The organism is Nocardioides ginsengisegetis (genome assembly GCF_014138045.1).
Classification (GTDB): domain Bacteria; phylum Actinomycetota; class Actinomycetes; order Propionibacteriales; family Nocardioidaceae; genus Nocardioides; species Nocardioides ginsengisegetis.
Genome location: NZ_JACGXA010000003.1, coordinates 13,076 through 29,217 on the forward strand (window position 1 = coordinate 13,076; position 16,142 = coordinate 29,217).

The 16,142-nt window shown below is 71.8% G+C and carries 15 protein-coding genes and 1 tRNA gene; 11 read left to right on the forward strand and 5 right to left on the reverse strand.

What is annotated here, in order from left to right; translation table 11 throughout:
- Nucleotides 1–172 precede the first annotated feature (172 nt).
- Nucleotides 173–361, forward strand: coding sequence for a hypothetical protein (locus tag FB382_RS19615; protein WP_125037000.1), 189 nt, complete (start codon nucleotides 173–175; stop codon nucleotides 359–361).
- Here FB382_RS19615 and FB382_RS19620 read toward each other — a convergent pair.
- On the reverse strand, nucleotides 345–1,559 hold the full coding sequence (locus tag FB382_RS19620) for an MFS transporter (RefSeq protein WP_343055688.1): 1,215 nt from the start codon (nucleotides 1,557–1,559) through the stop codon (nucleotides 345–347). The genes FB382_RS19615 and FB382_RS19620 overlap by 17 nt on opposite strands.
- 383 nt (nucleotides 1,560–1,942) lie before the next feature.
- On the opposite strand from FB382_RS19620, the gene FB382_RS19625 reads away from it, so the two are divergent.
- The 3 genes from FB382_RS19625 (at nucleotide 1,943) to FB382_RS19635 (ending at nucleotide 5,254) form a co-directional block, all read left to right on the forward strand.
- Nucleotides 1,943–3,016 carry an HNH endonuclease signature motif containing protein gene (locus FB382_RS19625; protein ID WP_246378462.1) on the forward strand — a complete coding sequence of 358 codons (1,074 nt, stop codon included), beginning with the start codon at nucleotides 1,943–1,945 and terminating at the stop codon, nucleotides 3,014–3,016.
- A gap of 151 nt (nucleotides 3,017–3,167) precedes the next feature.
- Nucleotides 3,168–3,851: a response regulator gene (locus FB382_RS23005; RefSeq protein ID WP_182541670.1), complete on the forward strand. Its 684-nt coding sequence runs from the start codon at nucleotides 3,168–3,170 to the stop codon at nucleotides 3,849–3,851.
- Nucleotides 3,848–5,254, forward strand: coding sequence for a sensor histidine kinase (locus FB382_RS19635; protein WP_343055689.1), 1,407 nt, complete (start codon nucleotides 3,848–3,850; stop codon nucleotides 5,252–5,254). The genes FB382_RS23005 and FB382_RS19635 overlap by 4 nt, the downstream gene beginning before the upstream one ends.
- A gap of 3 nt (nucleotides 5,255–5,257) precedes the next feature.
- Here the strand turns inward: FB382_RS19635 and FB382_RS19640 are convergent, their stop codons facing one another.
- The 3 genes from FB382_RS19640 to FB382_RS19650 all read right to left on the reverse strand — a co-directional run bounded on the left by FB382_RS19640 (nucleotide 5,258) and on the right by FB382_RS19650 (nucleotide 6,415).
- The gene (locus FB382_RS19640; protein ID WP_182541671.1) at nucleotides 5,258–5,914 is read right to left on the reverse strand and encodes a hypothetical protein; all 657 of its coding nucleotides are present in this window, start codon (nucleotides 5,912–5,914) and stop codon (nucleotides 5,258–5,260) included.
- Nucleotides 5,915–5,941: 27 nt separating this feature from the next.
- Complete coding sequence (locus FB382_RS19645; protein ID WP_182541672.1) at nucleotides 5,942–6,232, reverse strand: hypothetical protein; 291 nt, start codon at nucleotides 6,230–6,232, stop codon at nucleotides 5,942–5,944.
- 99 nt (nucleotides 6,233–6,331) lie between these two features.
- A tRNA-Leu gene (locus FB382_RS19650) sits at nucleotides 6,332–6,415 on the reverse strand.
- Between the two features lie 214 nt (nucleotides 6,416–6,629).
- On the opposite strand from FB382_RS19650, the gene FB382_RS19655 reads away from it, so the two are divergent.
- Genes FB382_RS19655 through pknB form a run of 7 tightly spaced genes read left to right on the forward strand, consistent with a single transcriptional unit; the run spans nucleotide 6,630 to nucleotide 15,267 of the window.
- Nucleotides 6,630–7,343 carry an FhaA domain-containing protein gene (locus tag FB382_RS19655; RefSeq protein ID WP_182541673.1) on the forward strand — a complete coding sequence of 238 codons (714 nt, stop codon included), beginning with the start codon at nucleotides 6,630–6,632 and terminating at the stop codon, nucleotides 7,341–7,343.
- Nucleotides 7,336–7,821 (forward strand): FHA domain-containing protein FhaB/FipA, encoded by a 486-nt coding sequence (locus FB382_RS19660; protein ID WP_182541674.1) that lies wholly within the window; start codon nucleotides 7,336–7,338, stop codon nucleotides 7,819–7,821. The genes FB382_RS19655 and FB382_RS19660 overlap by 8 nt, the downstream gene beginning before the upstream one ends.
- A 4-nt stretch (nucleotides 7,822–7,825) precedes the next feature.
- A complete protein-coding gene (locus FB382_RS19665; protein ID WP_182541675.1) occupies nucleotides 7,826–9,133 on the forward strand; it encodes a PP2C family protein-serine/threonine phosphatase in 1,308 nt (435 codons plus the stop codon).
- Nucleotides 9,134–9,138: 5 nt separating this feature from the next.
- Nucleotides 9,139–10,560, forward strand: coding sequence for an FtsW/RodA/SpoVE family cell cycle protein (locus FB382_RS19670; protein ID WP_182541676.1), 1,422 nt, complete (start codon nucleotides 9,139–9,141; stop codon nucleotides 10,558–10,560).
- A complete protein-coding gene (locus FB382_RS19675) occupies nucleotides 10,557–12,020 on the forward strand; it encodes a peptidoglycan D,D-transpeptidase FtsI family protein (RefSeq protein ID WP_182541677.1) in 1,464 nt (487 codons plus the stop codon). Before FB382_RS19670 ends, FB382_RS19675 begins: the two co-directional genes overlap by 4 nt.
- 5 nt (nucleotides 12,021–12,025) lie before the next feature.
- Nucleotides 12,026–13,474, forward strand: a complete 1,449-nt coding sequence (locus tag FB382_RS19680) for a serine/threonine-protein kinase (protein ID WP_182541996.1) — start codon at nucleotides 12,026–12,028, stop codon at nucleotides 13,472–13,474.
- Nucleotides 13,474–15,267 (forward strand): Stk1 family PASTA domain-containing Ser/Thr kinase, encoded by a 1,794-nt coding sequence (gene pknB, locus FB382_RS19685; protein ID WP_182541678.1) that lies wholly within the window; start codon nucleotides 13,474–13,476, stop codon nucleotides 15,265–15,267. The genes FB382_RS19680 and pknB overlap by 1 nt, the downstream gene beginning before the upstream one ends.
- Here pknB and FB382_RS19690 read toward each other — a convergent pair.
- Nucleotides 15,239–16,078, reverse strand: a complete 840-nt coding sequence (locus FB382_RS19690) for a DUF881 domain-containing protein (RefSeq protein WP_343055690.1) — start codon at nucleotides 16,076–16,078, stop codon at nucleotides 15,239–15,241. The genes pknB and FB382_RS19690 overlap by 29 nt on opposite strands.
- Between the last annotated feature and the right edge of the window lie 64 nt (nucleotides 16,079–16,142).

The following is a 16,142-nucleotide window of genomic DNA, read 5'->3' on the forward strand; positions in this document are numbered from 1 at the left end:
GCCTCGAGTATGCGTAACAGGGGGTTACTCCAAACATCAACCGTGTCGCACACCACATGCCGAACTAGGTCTGGACCACGTTTCCGATAACCGGCGCTGGGCACGTTCCTCTCGGGCCGCAACCGGTCCGCGACGGAGTCGGTCCACACCCGCCTTCACCCAGGAGTGAGAGATGTCGTTCGTCACCGTGTTCACCGCAGGCGCCATGGGCTTCGTGCTGCTCGCACCGGTCCTCATGGTCTCGGTCCTCGTGTTCGCCAGCGTCCAGCTGCGCCGGCCGAGTGCGCTGGAGGAGTCGGTGACGGAGAACGGGACGAACGACGTCCTCCCCGCCCCGGCCACCCTCAGCCGCGCCGCCTGAGCACGACCGCCAGCAGCACGAGCGACACCGCCTGGCAGGCGCCGAGCACGACCACCAGGTCGAGCCGACCGCCGCTGTAGAGCCACCCGGCGAGCGCACCACCGGCCAGGGCCGCGGCGCCCTGGAAGGCCGCGAACACGCCGTACGCCGTGGCCAGGCGCCCGCTCGGCACCAGGTCGGCCACCAGCGCCTTGACCGTCGAGTCTTGGACGCCGACCGCCGCACCCCACACCACGACGCCGGTGAGGGCCAGGCCGAGGCGGTCGTCGAGCGCGAGCAGCGGCACCGCGGCCACGAGGAACGGCAGCACCAGCAGCACCTTCGCGCCGATCCGGTCGTAGGCGAAGCCGGTCGCCAGCGCCGAGATCGCCTCCACGCCCATCGCCACGGCATAGACGACGGGGACGAGCGCCGGTCGCACCAGGTTGGCGTCGGCGAGGTGGAAGCCGATGATCCCGAAGGTCATCAGGCCCAGCGTGCTGGCCGCGCAGGAGAGCGCGAAGAGCCGGAAGTCGCGCGGCAGCTTCGTCGGCGCTCCGACACGCACGCCGGTCGCGCTGGTGAGGGGCGCCTCCGGCTCGTCGTACACCGTCATGTCGGGCACCCGCGCCCGGATCACCGCGAGCAGCACCAGCGCGATCACTCCGGGGACGGCCAGGGCGGCCAGGCCTGCCCAGGTGTGGGTGGTCAGCGCGACCATGCCGGCCACGACCAGCGGGCCGGCGAAGGCGCCGACCTGGTCGAGCGCCTTGTGCACTGCGAAGCCGCGCCCCCGGCCGACGCTCCGTGCCGCGTGGGCGAGCAGGGCGGACTTCGAGGGGCTCCGGATCGCCTTGCCGGTCCGCTCGAGCAGCACCATCGTGGCGCCGAACGCCAGTCCCGCGCCACCGAGGAAGGGCGCGACCGCCATCAGCGGGACGCACACCACCGTCAGCCCGTAGCCGACGATCGTCAGGGCCCAGTAGCGCCCGCTCCGGTCCGCCAGTGGCCCCGACCAGAGCCGCAGCACCAGCGCCGCCGCCTCGCCCGCACCCGTCACCACGCCGACGACGAGCGCGCTCGCGCCCAGCGAGGCCAGGAACGGTCCGGTGATCGACCGGGCGCCCTCGTAGACCATGTCCGCGGCGAGGCTGACCACCCCGAACCACACCACCGTGCGCCACGGGGACCAGGTGGGCTGTTCTCGTACGTCGGTCACGCGGTCATTCTGGTCGAGTCGGCGCAACTGCCGGGACTGTGGGCTGGTTGCGCGCCGACGTCGGCTGCGGGGCCTCGCGCCTTCGGCGCGTAGATTCATTGATTTCCTTGGTCACCGCAGGATTCACACGGGGTGCCTCCGGACCCTGGTTCCTGGCTTTCGGCTTCTTCGCTCGACCGTCGTGATCGAGGTTTCAAAATTCTCTCGATTCTTTACCTTCTTCGGTCGAAATAGGGGCTCTGGCCTGCGGTTTTGTCGGTGGTCCCTGCTGGAATTGATCCATGACAGCGATGGTTCAGCAGGCTCCTCGACACCAGGTGTCGCGGGCCGTGGCCGCTGTCCACGCAAGCTTGGACGAGGTCTCCGATTCCTCGCTGTGGTCGATGTCGACCGAGGAAGCCGCCGCGACTTTGGCTGAGGCCACCCGGATGGTCGCGCGGGCCCAGGAGATCGAGCTGCGGGTCGCCGAGCACGCCAAGACCGTCGGGGTTGGGGAATCGGTGGGTGCGACCTCGACGGCGAACTTCTGGGCGTATTCCACCCACCAGACCCGGACGTCTGCGCACGGGAAGATGCGCCTCGCGGTCGCGCTCGCGGCGCGGCCCGCGTTGCGGACGGCGGTGGCCGCGGGCGACGTCCTCGTGGAGCAGGCGAGGGTGATCGTCGCTGCGGTCGAGGTCCTCCCCGCCGAGCACCGCGACGAGGCCGAGGCGATGCTGATCAAGTTCGCCGCCGAGCACGACGCGCAGGCGTTGAAGAGACTGGGCCGACGGATCCTGGAGCTGCTGGACCCCGAGGCCGCCGAGGCCCACGAGGCCAAGCAGCTCGAGGACGAAGAACGCGACGCCGCCCGGTCCACCAAGCTGACCATGACCGATGACGGGCACGGCAAGGTCCATGGCCGGTTCACGCTGCCGTCCGCGCAGGCCGCGATGTTGAAGAAGGCGCTGCTCGCGTTCGCCGCTCCGAAGCACCGGGCCGCCGTCGACGGTTCAGTTGGCGAACGGCGGCCCAGTGCGGAGCGGATGGGGCAGGCGTTCGTCGAGCTCATCGAGCGCTACCCGACCAAGAAGCTCCCCAAGGCCGGCGGCGTCAACGCAACCGTGGTCGTCACCATGGACATCTCCACCCTGATGGGCGGCCTCAAAGCAGCCTCGTTGGACACGGGAGAGCGGATCACCGCCGGCCAGGCCCGGAGGCTGGCCTGCGAGGCCGGGATCATCCCGGCCGTCCTGGGCGGGAAGTCCCAGGTCCTCGACCTGGGCCGCAAGCGCCGGTTCCACAGCGAGTCCCAGCGGATCGCGATGGCCATCGAGCAGGGCGGCTGCAACGCCGAAGGATGCGACTGGCCACCCGGCCTGTGCCACGGACACCACCCCATCCCCTGGAGCGAAGGCGGCGAGACCAACAAAGACGGCATGCTGCTCTGCCCCCCATCACCACGCCCGGGCCCATGACCCGAAGTTCACGATGACCAAACAGGCCGGCGGGAAGGTCGCCTTCACCCGGCGGACCTAGGCCGACCGGCCGCAGGATCGCTTTCATGTCGCGTTCATCGTCCGGCGGCTACGGTCGGCGCGTGAGCCGGACCCGCGAGACGAGCATGCCGTGAGGGTGCTCGTCGCCGAGGACGAGGTCCGGTTGGCCGTCCTCCTCGAGCAGTCGCTGACCGAGGCCGGATTCGAGGTGGACGTCGTCGGCGACGGGCGGGCGGCGTTCGCGGCGGCCCTGGACGTCGGCGACGCGGCGTACGACGTCCTGCTGCTGGACTGGATGCTGCCCGGGCTGGAGGGGCTGACCGTCTGCCGCAGGCTCCGCGAGGCGGGGGTCCGGACCCCGGTCCTGATGCTGACCGCCCGCTCGGCCGTGCCCGACCGGATCGCGGGGCTCGAGGCCGGCGCCGACGACTACCTCGGCAAGCCGTTCGACCTCGACGAGCTGATCGCCCGGCTGCGGGCCCTGCACCGGCGGGCGCGGTCCGACGAGCTCGAGGGTGCCGTGGTGCAGGTCGGCGACCTGTCGCTGGACCGCGAGGGCCGCCGGGTGCACCGGGGCGGCACCGAGATCACCCTGTCGGCTCGGGAGTTCGACATCCTGGAGCTCCTGATGTCCCGGGCCGGCCGACTGGTCACCCGGTTCACGATCCTCGACGAGGTCTGGGACGGCGACACCGACGTGCGCAGCAACGTCATCGACGTCCACGTCGCCGCCCTGCGCGCCAAGATCGACCGGCCCTTCGGCACCGACACGATCCGAACGCTCCGCGGGTCCGGCTACCGGATCGACCCGTGAGCCTGCGCGAGCGCGTCACCCGGCTGCCGCTCCGCGTGCGCCTGGTCGCCGGCTTCTCCGCGACCATGCTGGTCGTCCTGACCGCGGCCGGCGGCTTCGTCTACTGGCGCGTGCAGTTCGCCCTGGACCGACAGCTCGACGGCGACCTCACCGCCAGCACCCGGGTCCTCATCCCCCTGATCCAGCCCGACGGGACCGCCACGGCCGACGCCAGCCGGCTCGGGAGCAGCGAGCTCTATCAGGTGCTGGACAGACGGGGGCGGGTCCTGTCCTCCAGCCCCACCTTGGACGGTTCACCGCTGATCACCCCGGCCACCGCGCGGGAGTCCTTGGACGGGCCCGTGCGCCGCGACATCGGGGCCCTGCTGCCGACCACCCGCGACCCCCTGCGGGTGCTCGCCACCCGGATCCCCGCCACCGATCCGGCCCAGCCCGCGGCGGTGCTCGTCGTGGCGGTCCGACGCGACCACCGCGACGAGGCCCTGCTGGAGCTGCTCGGCCAGCTGGCGGCCGCGCTCTTCGGCGCCTTGCTGGTGACGGCCTTCGTCGGCGACCGCCTGGCGCGGTTCGCGCTCCGCCCCGTCGACCGCTACCGGGCCCAGGCGGACGACATCATCGCGGGCGCCAGCGGCGTCCGCCTCGAGGTGCCTCCGGGACGTGACGACGAGGTGACCCGCCTCGGCCACACGCTCAACGCCATGCTGGACGCCCTCGAGGAGGCGGTGGACCGCGAGCGGCACTTCGTCAACGACGCCAGCCACGAGCTGCGGACACCGCTCACCCTGCTCACGACCAGGGTCCAGCTGGCCCGGCGCCGGACCCGGTCGGTCGCCGAGCACGAGGCGGTGCTGGCCGAGATCGAGACCGACGTGGTCCGGCTGGTGCAGCTGGCCGAGCACCTCCTCGACGTGGGCCACGGCAGCGCCGAGGACACCGAGGGCTGCGACCTGGCCACCGTCGTCGAGGACGAGGCGCGGCGCCACGGGGCCGGCCACGAGGTCGCCGGTCCCGTCCCGGTGCGGCTGACCCCCGCCGCCGTGCGTCAGCTCGTCGGCAACCTGCTCGACAACGCGGCCCGGCACGGCGGCGCGCCGATCGTGGTGCGTGTCGACGCCGTGGGCGAGTCCGCCCGGCTCCAGGTGGTCGACGGCGGGCCGGGCATGTCGCCCGAGCTGCTCGCCACCGCCACCCGTCGCTTCACCCGCTCGCCGGAGTCCCGGGCCACGGAGGGCTTCGGGCTGGGGTTGTCCCTCGTCGAGGCACTCGTGGTCCGGTCGGGCGGCGAGCTCCGGCTGTGCAGCGGCGGCCGCCACCACTCCTACGGCACCCTGGCGGCTGCCCCGGCGTGCGCGCACGACGGCGCGATGCGCGTCAGTGTGCTGCTCCCGCTCGACCGCTCCTGACGGTCACCCCACCAGGCGGGCGCGCACCTGCGCGGGCTGCTGGTAGCCCACGTCGTTGCTGTGCCCGTCGAGCTCGATCGCGACCGAGCGGTCGCCCAGGTCGATGACGACCTGGTGCTCCGCGACGTGGGAGACCTCGCCACGGACGAGGTAGAGGTCGCCGTCGAGGCGCTCGAGCGCAGAGCCCGGGGCGCACCGCTCGACGTCGTCGACGGCGATGCCGCGGAGTTGGGGGCGCAGCCGGCCGCGGAAGCGCCAGGCGAGCAGCACCATGCCGAGCAGGGCGAGGTCGGCGATGATCGTGACGACCAGTCCGAGGCTGCTGTGCGCCTGGCCCTCGACCTCGAACGCCGCGGGGTTGCCCGGGAGGACGCGGACGGCGACCTGCTTGCTGGCGCTCGCGTCGTCGTACGTCGCCTTCTCGACGTCGGCGCTCCACAGCGTCTGGTCGGGGTCGACGTCCTTGCTGAAGTGGAACTTCACGAAGTACTGCGGGCTCTCGCCGGCGACGGTCTCGGCGTCGACCACCGTCGCGGTGACGTCGACGCCGGAGCGGTCGACACGCCAGCTCGTGATGGAGCTGTGCACGAGGGGCAGGTTGATCATCACCACCACGAGGGCGATGAGCAGCCAGGCCTTGGTGCTGAATCCGCGCTTCACCGGGTCAGTATCCCGGGCGGTGGTGGGTCAGGCGGTCGCCGGGGCGGCGCGGCCGAGGAGACCCGCGAAGAACGCCGAGCGCTGGTCGTCGGTGGAGCGGTCCAGCTCCTGGGCGACCCGCGAGACGGTGTCGATGCGTTCGAGGGCGCTCGCGCCGTGGGGCACGAGGTGGTCCAGGAGCGTCGCACGCTCGTCGTCGAGCCATGGCAGGTGGGCGAGAGCGCTCAGTCGGGCTCGCACCGACCGCTCGATCTCCCCGAGAAGGTCGGCATCGCGGACTTCGGCTCGCCAGTCCACGGTGCGCCAGTGGTCACCCATGCACGGGAACCTATGTCGAGGCCCGGTCCCGTGGACAGACCCGGGTGGGTGAAATCACCAGAGGGCCCCGGAGTTTCCTCCGGAGCCCTCTGGATCACGTGCGCGAGGGGGGAGTTGAACCCCCACGTCCTTTCGGACACACGGACCTGAACCGTGCGCGTCTGCCTATTCCGCCACTCGCGCGTGATGCGGCGCTCACGTTATCCCAGCGGTTCGGACATTCCCAAACCGGGTAGAGGGCTTGCGTCACGGCTCGATGCCACCCCGTTACGATCGGTCGCAACCCGGCACCCCCGCTGGGCGGCGCGGCATGCCGTGGCCCCGACCATCTCGACCGACAGGTCGGGGGCGACACCCCTGGTGACGACAACGGCCGAGAGGCGAGAGGAGGCGGGCAGTGAGCGGACTGTCGAAGTTCGAGCACAAGCTGGAGACGATGATCTCCGGTGCCTTCGCACGCGCATTCCGGTCGGCGGTGCAGCCGGTGGAGATCTCCGCGGCCCTGCAGCGTGAGTGCGACAACAACGCGCAGATCCTCTCGCGCGACCGGAGGATCGTGCCCAACGACTTCCACGTCGAGCTGGCGGCCATCGACCTCGACCGGCTCAACCCGATCGACAACGGCCTCGCCGGCCACTTCGCCACGCAGCTCAAGGAGCACGCCGACCAGCAGGGCTACCAGTTCCCCGGCGCGATCTCGATCGAGTTCGAGGCCGCCGAGGACCTGACCACCGGCCGGTTCCGGATCCGCAGCCGCTCGCAGGCCAAGGTCACCGGCAACGCCTCCTACACGCAGGTACGTCGCGCCCGCGCGGTGCTCGAGGTCAACGGCACCCGCCACCCGCTGCAGGCCCCGGGCCTGGTGATCGGCCGCGGCACCGAGGCCGACGTCCGCATCAACGACCCGGGCGTCAGCCGGCGCCACATCGAGTTCGTCGTCGACGCCAACGGCGACGACGTCCGCATCGAGGTCCGCGACCTCGGCTCGACCAACGGCATGCTGGTCGACGGCCACCGCATCACCCAGACCGGCGTCCACGACGGGACGCAGGTCAAGATCGGGAACACCACGATGACCGTGCGCGTCATCGAGGAGGACGTGCATGTCTGAGCTGACCCTGTTCCTGATCCGCATCGCCTACCTCGCGATCCTGTGGATCTTCGTCCTCTCCGCGATCTCGGTGATCCGCTCCGACATGTTCGGCGCCCGTGTCCCCGAGGGCGCCCGCGCCACCCGGGGCTCGCGCGCCAAGGCCGGCAAGGCCAAGCCGGCCAAGGCGCCGCCGAAGCGCCGCGGCTCCCCGACCCACGTGCTGGTCACCGAGGGCGCCAACACCGGTGAGCGCGCCGAGCTCGAGAACGCCCCCATCCTCATCGGCCGCGGCACCGACGCGGCCATCCGGCTCGACGACGACTACGTCTCCACACGCCACGCGCGGATCGCCGCGTCCGGCGACCAGTGGTTCGTCGAGGACCTCGGCTCCACCAACGGCACCTACATCGGCAGCGTCCGCATCACCCAGCCCACCACGCTGACGCTCGGCACGCAGGTCCGGATCGGGAAGACCATCCTCGAGCTGAGGAAGTAGCCCCATGACCTCCCCCGACCGCCCGCCGGGCCTGCGCCTCGACTACGCCGCCATCTCCGACGTGGGCCGGGTCCGCAAGGACAACCAGGACTCCGGGTACGCCGGCCCCTGGCTGCTCACCGTCTGCGACGGCGTCGGTGGCGCCGCCCGCGGCGACATCGCCTCCAGCACCGCCGTCCACCAGCTCCGCAAGCTCGACGAGCCCCCCACCGACGACCTCCTCGGCCAGGTGGCCGGCGCGCTGCACCGCGCCCACGACCGGATCGGCGAGCTCGTCGACGAGGACCCGGCCCTCAACGGCACCAGCACCACCGCCACGGTCGCGCTCTTCGACGGCAACCGGCTCGGCATCGGGCACGTCGGCGACAGCCGCGCCTACCTCTTCCGCGGCAAGGAGATCAGCCAGCTCACGCACGACCACACGTTCGTGCAGTCGCTGATCGACGAGGGCCGGATCACCGAGGAGGACGCTCGGGTCCACCCCCACCGCAACCTCATCCTCAAGGCCCTCGACGGCATCCATGAGGCCGAGCCCGACCTCTTCCACGTCGAGCTCCAGCTCGGCGACCGGCTGCTGCTGTGCTCCGACGGCGCGTGCGGCGTGCTCGACGACGGCCGGCTGGCCGACATCCTCTCCACCGGCAGCCCGGAGTTCGCCGCGGTCGAGCTCGTGCGCGCCAGCCTCGAGGCCGGCAGCTCCGACAACGTCACCTGCATCGTCGCCGACGTCGTCGACCACGAGCCGCCGGCCGGCCACGACCTGTCCCCGCTGATCGTGGGCGCGGCGGCCGAGCTGCGCCGTCGTACCCCTCGCGGCCTCTTCCGCGGGCACCGCTCGGGCGACACCGGCGAGCTCGAGCCGATCCACGAGGAGATCCCGGGCGACCTCCCCTTCGCGATCTCCAGCGACCCGATCGACCCCGAGCAGGCCCGCTACGCGCCGCGCCCGCCGCGCCGCTTCGTGTGGCTGCGCCGGCTGCTCGGCGCCGCGATCGTGGTCGGCATCGTGTGGGTCGGCGCCGCGGCGGCCTGGTCCTGGAGCCAGGACCAGTACTTCGTCGGCGAGCACGACGGGGCCGTGGTGATCTTCCGCGGCATCAACGCCGACCTGCCCGGCGTCTCCCTGTCGTCGGTCTACGAGACCACCGACGTCCAGCTCGACCAGCTCTCCGACTTCGACGCGGGCAAGGTCCGCGAGGGGATCGACGCGGGCGACCTCGACGACGCGCACCGCACCGTCGACAACCTCGCGGCCAAGCAGTCCGGCTCCGGCTCCGACTCCAGTTCCGCGTCCAAGACGGCGAACGGCTGACCGGGATGGCTCAGAACGGCGCCCTCATGGGATTCGTGCACCGGCGGCGCCGGGGTGCGGAGCTCTTCCTCCTCGTCCTGGCCCTGCTCGTCGGCATCGGCGCCTACGCCGCGGTCGGCATCGGCGTCGAGGGCACGATCCCGGCCGACATCGTCGGCTATGGCGGCTGGCTGGCGGTCCTGATCATCGCCGCCCACGTCGTGGTCCGGATGGTGGCGCCGTACGCCGATCCCGTCCTGCTGCCCGTCGTGGCAGCCCTCAACGGCCTCGGGCTGGCGGTCATCCACCGGCTCGACCTGGCCTACGAGGCCGACGACAAGGCCCACGGCTTCGCCCAGCAGCAGCTGATCTGGATGACGCTCGGCGTCGTCCTGTTCATCGTCACCCTGATCGGGCTGCGCGACCACCGGGTGCTGCAGCGCTTCACCTACACCAGCGGCCTGTCGGCCATCGTGCTGCTGCTGCTCCCGCTGCTGCCCGGCATCGGCACCACCATCAACGGCGCCCGGATCTGGATCCACCTCGGCCCGTTCAGCTTCCAGCCCGGTGAGGTCGCCAAGGTCCTGCTGGTCATCGCGTTCGCCGGCTACCTCGTGCTGCACCGCGACGCGCTGGCCCTGGCCGGCCGCCGGGTCGTCTTCGTCGACCTGCCGCGCGGCCGCGACCTCGGTCCGATCCTCGGCATGTGGCTGGTCAGCCTCGGCATCCTCGTCTTCGAGAGCGACCTGGGCTCCAGCCTGCTGTTCTTCGGCCTCTTCCTGGTGGCGCTCTACGTCTCCACCGAGCGCCCGGGCTGGCTCGTGCTCGGCGGCGGGCTGTTCCTCGTCGGCGCGCTCGCGGCCTACAAGCTGGTCTCCCACGTCGCCATCCGCGTGGACGTGTGGCTCAACCCGCTGCACTACTACGACGACAAGTTCGGCGCCAAGAGCTTCCAGCCGGTCGAGGGCATGTTCGGCATGGGCTGGGGCGGCCTGATCGGCCGAGGCTTCGGCGGCGGCAGCCCCGAGCGGGTGCCCTACGCCAACTCCGACTTCATCATGAGCTCGATCGGCGAGGAGCTCGGCCTGACCGCGGTCATCGCTGTGATCCTCTGCTACGGCCTCATCGTCGAGCGCGCGCTGCGGGCCGCCCTGGTCTGCCGCGACGGCTTCGGCAAGCTGATGGCGACCGGCCTCGGCGCCGTCTTCGCGCTCCAGGTCTTCGTCGTCATCGGCGGCGTCACCAGCCTCATCCCGCTCACCGGTCTGACCACGCCGTTCCTGTCCTACGGCGGCTCCTCCCTCGTCGCGAACTGGGTGATCATCGCGTTGCTGCTCCGCATCTCCGACCAGGCCCGTCGGCCGATCCCGGACCTCTCGGCCCCGGACGACACCGCGGCCGACAGCGAGCAGACCCAGGTGGTCAAGGCGGTGAGGAGCGAGTCATGAACAAGCCGATCCGCACGATCTCGCTGTTCTGCCTGCTGCTGTTCCTGGCCCTGATGGTCAACGCGACCTACCTCCAGTACTACAAGGCCGGCGACCTCAACAACGACCCGCGCAACCGCCGGGTCATCGAGGCGTCCTACTCCCGCGAGCGCGGGGCGATCCTCGTGGGCCGCGACCCGGTCGCGGAGAGCGTGAAGTCCGACGACCAGTACAAGTTCCAGCGCACCTACGCGCAGCCGTTCAAGTACGCCCCGATCACCGGCTACTTCTCCTACTACAGCCAGACCGGCATCGAGCAGAAGCAGAACGACGTGCTGTCCGGCGACGACTCGCTGCTGTTCGTGACCAAGCTGGTCGACCTGCTCAGCAACAACGCCTCCAAGGGCGGCAGCGTCCAGCTCACGATCAACCCCGACGCCCAGACCGCGGCGTACGACGGCCTCACGGCGCTGGGCGCCGACGTGCAGGGCGCGGTCGTGGCGATCGAGCCCAGCACCGGCAAGATCCTGGCGCTGGCCTCGACCCCGAGCTACGACCCCAACAAGCTGGCCAGCCACGACCTGACCCAGGTCAGCCAGGACTACAACCGGCTCAACCAGGACCCGCGCGAGCCGCTGCAGGACCGCGCGATCCAGACCATCCTGCCGCCGGGATCGACGTTCAAGCTCGTGACGGCCGCGGCCGCCCTGGAGTCCGGCAACTTCAACCCCGACTCGCAGGTCCCCGGCGGCACCACGCTCGACCTGCCGCAGACCACGCACGACCTGCACAACGAGAACGGCTCGAGCTGCGGCGGCGACCGGATCACCCTGACCCAGGCCCTCGACGTCTCGTGCAACGTGACCTTCGGCTGGCTCGGGCTGCAGCTCGGCGACGACAAGCTGCGCGACCAGGCCGAGAAGTTCGGCTTCGGCCAGCACTACCTCGACGACCTGTCCCCGCAGGCGATCAGCCGGTTCCCCGACGGTGACGTCAGCCCGCCCAACACGGCGCTGTCGGCGATCGGCCAGTACGACGTCGCGGCCACGCCCCTGCAGATGGCCCTCATCTCAGCCGGCATCGCCAACGGCGGCACGGTCATGAAGCCCTACCTCGTCGACGAGGTGCAGTCGCCCGAGCTCGACGTGCTCAACAAGACCGAGCCGTCGGAGTTCTCCCAGGCGATCTCGTCCTCCACCGCCCGCGACCTGACCACGATGATGGAGTCGGTCGTCCAGAACGGCACCGGCACCGCCGCCCAGATCCCGGGCATCCCGGTCGCCGGCAAGACCGGCACGGCACAGTCGACGCCGGACCGGCCGCCGTACGCCTGGTTCACCTCGTTCGCGCCCGCCGACGACCCACAGGTCGCCGTCGCGGTCCTCGTGCAGTCCAGCAGCACGGCCCGCAGCGAGATCGCGGGTGGCCTGCTGTGCGCCCCGATCGCCAAGGCCGTGATGGAGGCGGTGATCAACCAGTGAGCACGATGCCCCCCGACGACGGCGCCGAGCGCTTCGCCGACGACGCCCACCGCTACCGCCTCGACTCGCGGATCGCGACCGGCGGGATGGGCGAGGTGTGGCGCGCCACCGACACCACGCTCGGCCGCCTCGTCGCGGTGAAGCTGCTCAAGCACGAGTACGCCGACGACGCGTCGTTCCGGTCCCGCTTCGAGACCGAGGCCCGGCACGCCGCGTCGCTGCACCACCCGGGCGTCGCCGCGGTCTACGACTTCGGCGAGGCCTCCCCGACCGACGGGTCCGGCGTCGCCCGCCCGTTCCTCGTGATGGAGCTCGTCGACGGCCAGCCGCTGTCGGCCCTGCTGCGCGGCGAGCCGATGGACCCCGACGTGGCCCGCGACCTGCTCGCCCAGGCCGCCGAGGCCCTCGGCGCCGCCCACGCCGCGGGGATCGTGCACCGCGACGTCAAGCCCGCCAACCTGATGGTGACCCCCGACCGCGAGGTCAAGATCACCGACTTCGGCATCGCCCGCGCCGCCGACGGCGTGGGGCTGACCCAGACCGGCCAGGTCATGGGCACGCCGCAGTACCTCTCGCCCGAGCAGGCCGCCGGCACCGCCGCGACCCCCGCCTCCGACGTCTACTCCCTCGGCTGCGTGGCCTTCGAGTGCCTGGCCGGCGAGCGCCCGTTCGTCCGCGACAGCCCGATCGCCACCGCGCTGGCCCACCTCCGCGACGACGTCCCCGACCTGCCGGCGAGCGTGCCGGCCGACCTTGCCAACGTCGTACGCCGCGCGCTGGCGAAGAAGCCCGAGGACCGCTTCCCCGACGCCCACGCCTTCGCGGCCGCGCTGCGCGACCCGGCGAGCGTGGCCCCCATGGCCGCTGCGGCGGGCGCGGCTGCCGCCGCGGGAGCGGCCGTCGCCGCCGACGACGGCACCCAGGTCCTCACCGGCCTGGGCCCGGCCGGCGTCGCGGGTGCGCCCGACCCGACCCCCACCCCCGTGCCGGCCGCCGCCCGGCGCCGCCGCCGCGTCCCGTGGCTGATCGTCGGCACCGTCGTGCTGATCCTGGTCGCGGTCATCGGGGTCATCGCGTTCGCCACGGGCGGCAACGACTCGACGCCGACCGACACGCCGACCAAGCACGCCACCAAGCACAGCAGCGCGCCCTCGGCTCCCACGAGCTCCACGGCCCCCAGCTCGACCGCGCCGACCGCGCCGAGCTCGAGCGCCACCTCGGCCTCGCCGACGGAGACCCCGAGCGAGACCCCCACGACGACGCCGAGCACCAGCCCGACGGCGCCCACCAGCTCCACCCCGGCGGCCCCCTCGTCGTCGGCGGCCGCGTCCCAGCCGCCGTCGAGCCCGTCCGCCTCGCCCGCGAGCAGCACCGCCCCCAGCCCCTCCGCGAGCGCGGCGCCGAGTGCGCAGTCCTCGCCTACCGCGTTCGCCGAAGGAAAGGCCGCCCGCTGATGAGCAACCCCGGTCCGACCACGGTCGGCGGACGCTACGAGCTCGGCGAGCTGCTGGGCCGTGGCGGCATGGCCGAGGTGCGCAAGGGCACCGACACCCGGCTCGGCCGGGTGGTCGCGGTGAAGCGCCTGCGGACGGACCTGGCCAGCGACGCGACGTTCCAGGCCCGGTTCCGGCGCGAGGCGCAGTCCTCCGCCTCGCTGAACCACCCGGCGATCGTGGCGGTCTACGACACCGGCGAGGAGCTCGCGACCGACGGGTCCGAGGTTGCCCAGCCCTACATCGTCATGGAGTACGTCGCCGGACGGACGCTGCGCGACATCATCCGCGAGGGCCGCAAGATCCTGCCCGAGCGGGCCCTGGAGATCACCAGCGGCGTGCTCTCGGCCCTGGACTACAGCCACCGCGCGGGGATCATCCACCGCGACATCAAGCCCGGCAACGTCATGCTCACCCCCAGCGGTGACGTGAAGGTCATGGACTTCGGCATCGCCCGCGCGATCAGCGACGCCTCCTCGACGATGACCCAGACCGCGGCCGTGGTCGGCACCGCCCAGTACCTCTCCCCGGAGCAGGCCCGCGGCGAGACCGTCGACTCCCGCTCCGACGTCTACTCCGCCGGCTGCCTGCTCTACGAGCTCCTCACCGGTCGCCCCCCGTTCGTGGGCGACAGCCCGGTCGCGGTGGCCTACCAGCACGTCCGCGAGCCGGCGATGCCGCCGTCGGACCACGACACCGACCTCCCCCCGGAGATCGACGCGATCGTGATGAAGGCGCTCGCCAAACGGCTCGAGGACCGCTACCAGTCCGCCGCGGCGATGCGCAGCGACATCGAGCGCTACCTCGCGGGGCGTCCCGTGCACGCCGCCGTGCCGCCGCCGTCGACCGCGACGACGATGATCCCGCCCGTGGTCCCCGCGCCCGCACCGACCACCACCGTGCCCGCCCACGCGATGACCGACGACGGCGACGACCGCCGGCGGACCGGCACGATGGTGCTGCTCGGCCTGCTCGTCCTGCTGCTCATCGGCGGGGCGGCGTACCTCCTGCCGAAGATGTTCGAGTCGGCGCCCCAGCAGGTCCCCGTCCCCAACCTCATCGGGTTGAGCGAGAAGGACGCCCGCAAGGCCATCGGTGACGCCGGCCTCGCCGTCGGCAACGTCTCCTACCAGGCCGACGACCGCGGCGGGAAGGGCAAGGTGCTGAGCCAGGACCCCAACCGCGACCAGTACGTCGATCCCGACACGACCGTCGACATCGTGGTGTCGGCCGGCAAGCCCCTCGTCGAGATGCCCTACCTCATCGGGCAGGACAAGGAGGCGGCCAAGTCGGCCCTGGAGGCCAAGCACCTCTCGGTGACGCTCACCGAGAAGGAGTCCGACGCGCCCGCCGGCCAGGTCGTCTCGACCGACCCGGCGCAGGGCGAGCAGGTGCCGGAGGGCTCGCAGGTCACCGTCTTCTACTCCGACGGTCCGGAGGAGGTGCCCGACGTGGTCGGGCTCCAGCAGTCCGACGCGGAGAAGGTGCTGCGGGACGCCGGCTTCCAGCCGCAGGTCGTGGAGTCCTCCAACACCACGGAGCCGGCCGGCACGGTCATCCAGCAGAGCCCGCAGGCCGGCCAGCCGCAGCCTGAGAACACCGTCGTGACGATCGTGGTCTCGACGTTCACGGAGCCGACCGAGTCCCCGACGCCCACCGAGACGCCGACCGAGAGCCCCTCGATCCCGACCCCGTCCGCCCAGCAGCGGTCGGCGCCCGGGCGGCTCAGCTCGTCAGCGGCTTGGCGTAGTTGAGGTCCAGCAGGCCGTCGTACGCCGGAGCGGTGAGGCTCTCCTCGGCCTGCACGTCCCAGCCGACCTGGATGAGCGGGTTGGCCGCGTCGGCGCGGTAGTAGCCGAGGTAGTCGTCGCGGTCGATCGCGCTCAGGATCGAACCCTGGTCGCCGACCGCGGAGATGACGTAGGGCTGGGAGTAGGGCACGCCCTGGAGCTGGACGGCGTTGCCCTCGCACTTGATGCCGGTGGTCGAGACGATCCGCTGGCCGTTGATGGTGACCGCGGTGGCGCCGCCGACCCACATCGCGTTGACGACGGCCTGGATGTCCTGCTGGTGGACGACGAGGCGGTTGGGGTCGACGTCGGAGTCGTTCTGGACGTCGGCCGGTGCGTCGGCCAGGGTCACCGTGACGCCGGGTCCGGTGTGCGCGACCAGCCCGGCGGGATCCTTGAGCTTCTCGATCTTGCGCTGGAAGCGGCGTACGTCGCTGTCGTTGACGGAGTTGGTCAGCACCTGGACATCGTCGTTGAGCTGGGCGACCCGCTGCTTGAGGGCGTCGTACTGGTCGGACTCGCCCTGCACGAGGGAGGCGAGGTCGGTGTAGCGGCCCGGGCGCAGGTCGGTGCCGTGGCTGTTGTGCGCGCTGACGATGAACAGGCCGCCGCAGAGCAGCACGACCACCGGCGTGCCGACCCGCCACGGCCACGTGGAGCGGGTCGGGCGGCTGCGCCGCAGCCGGGCGAGCGGGGCTCTCCGGGCGAGCGCGCGCAGCGAGGAGAGACGGGGCTGCTCCTCCTCGGCGGGCCTCGCGTGGGATCCGGGTGTCACGCCGACTAAGGTAGCCCGCGACCTGTGACGACGCGTCATGGGCGCGCAACGCACGCACGTGTCA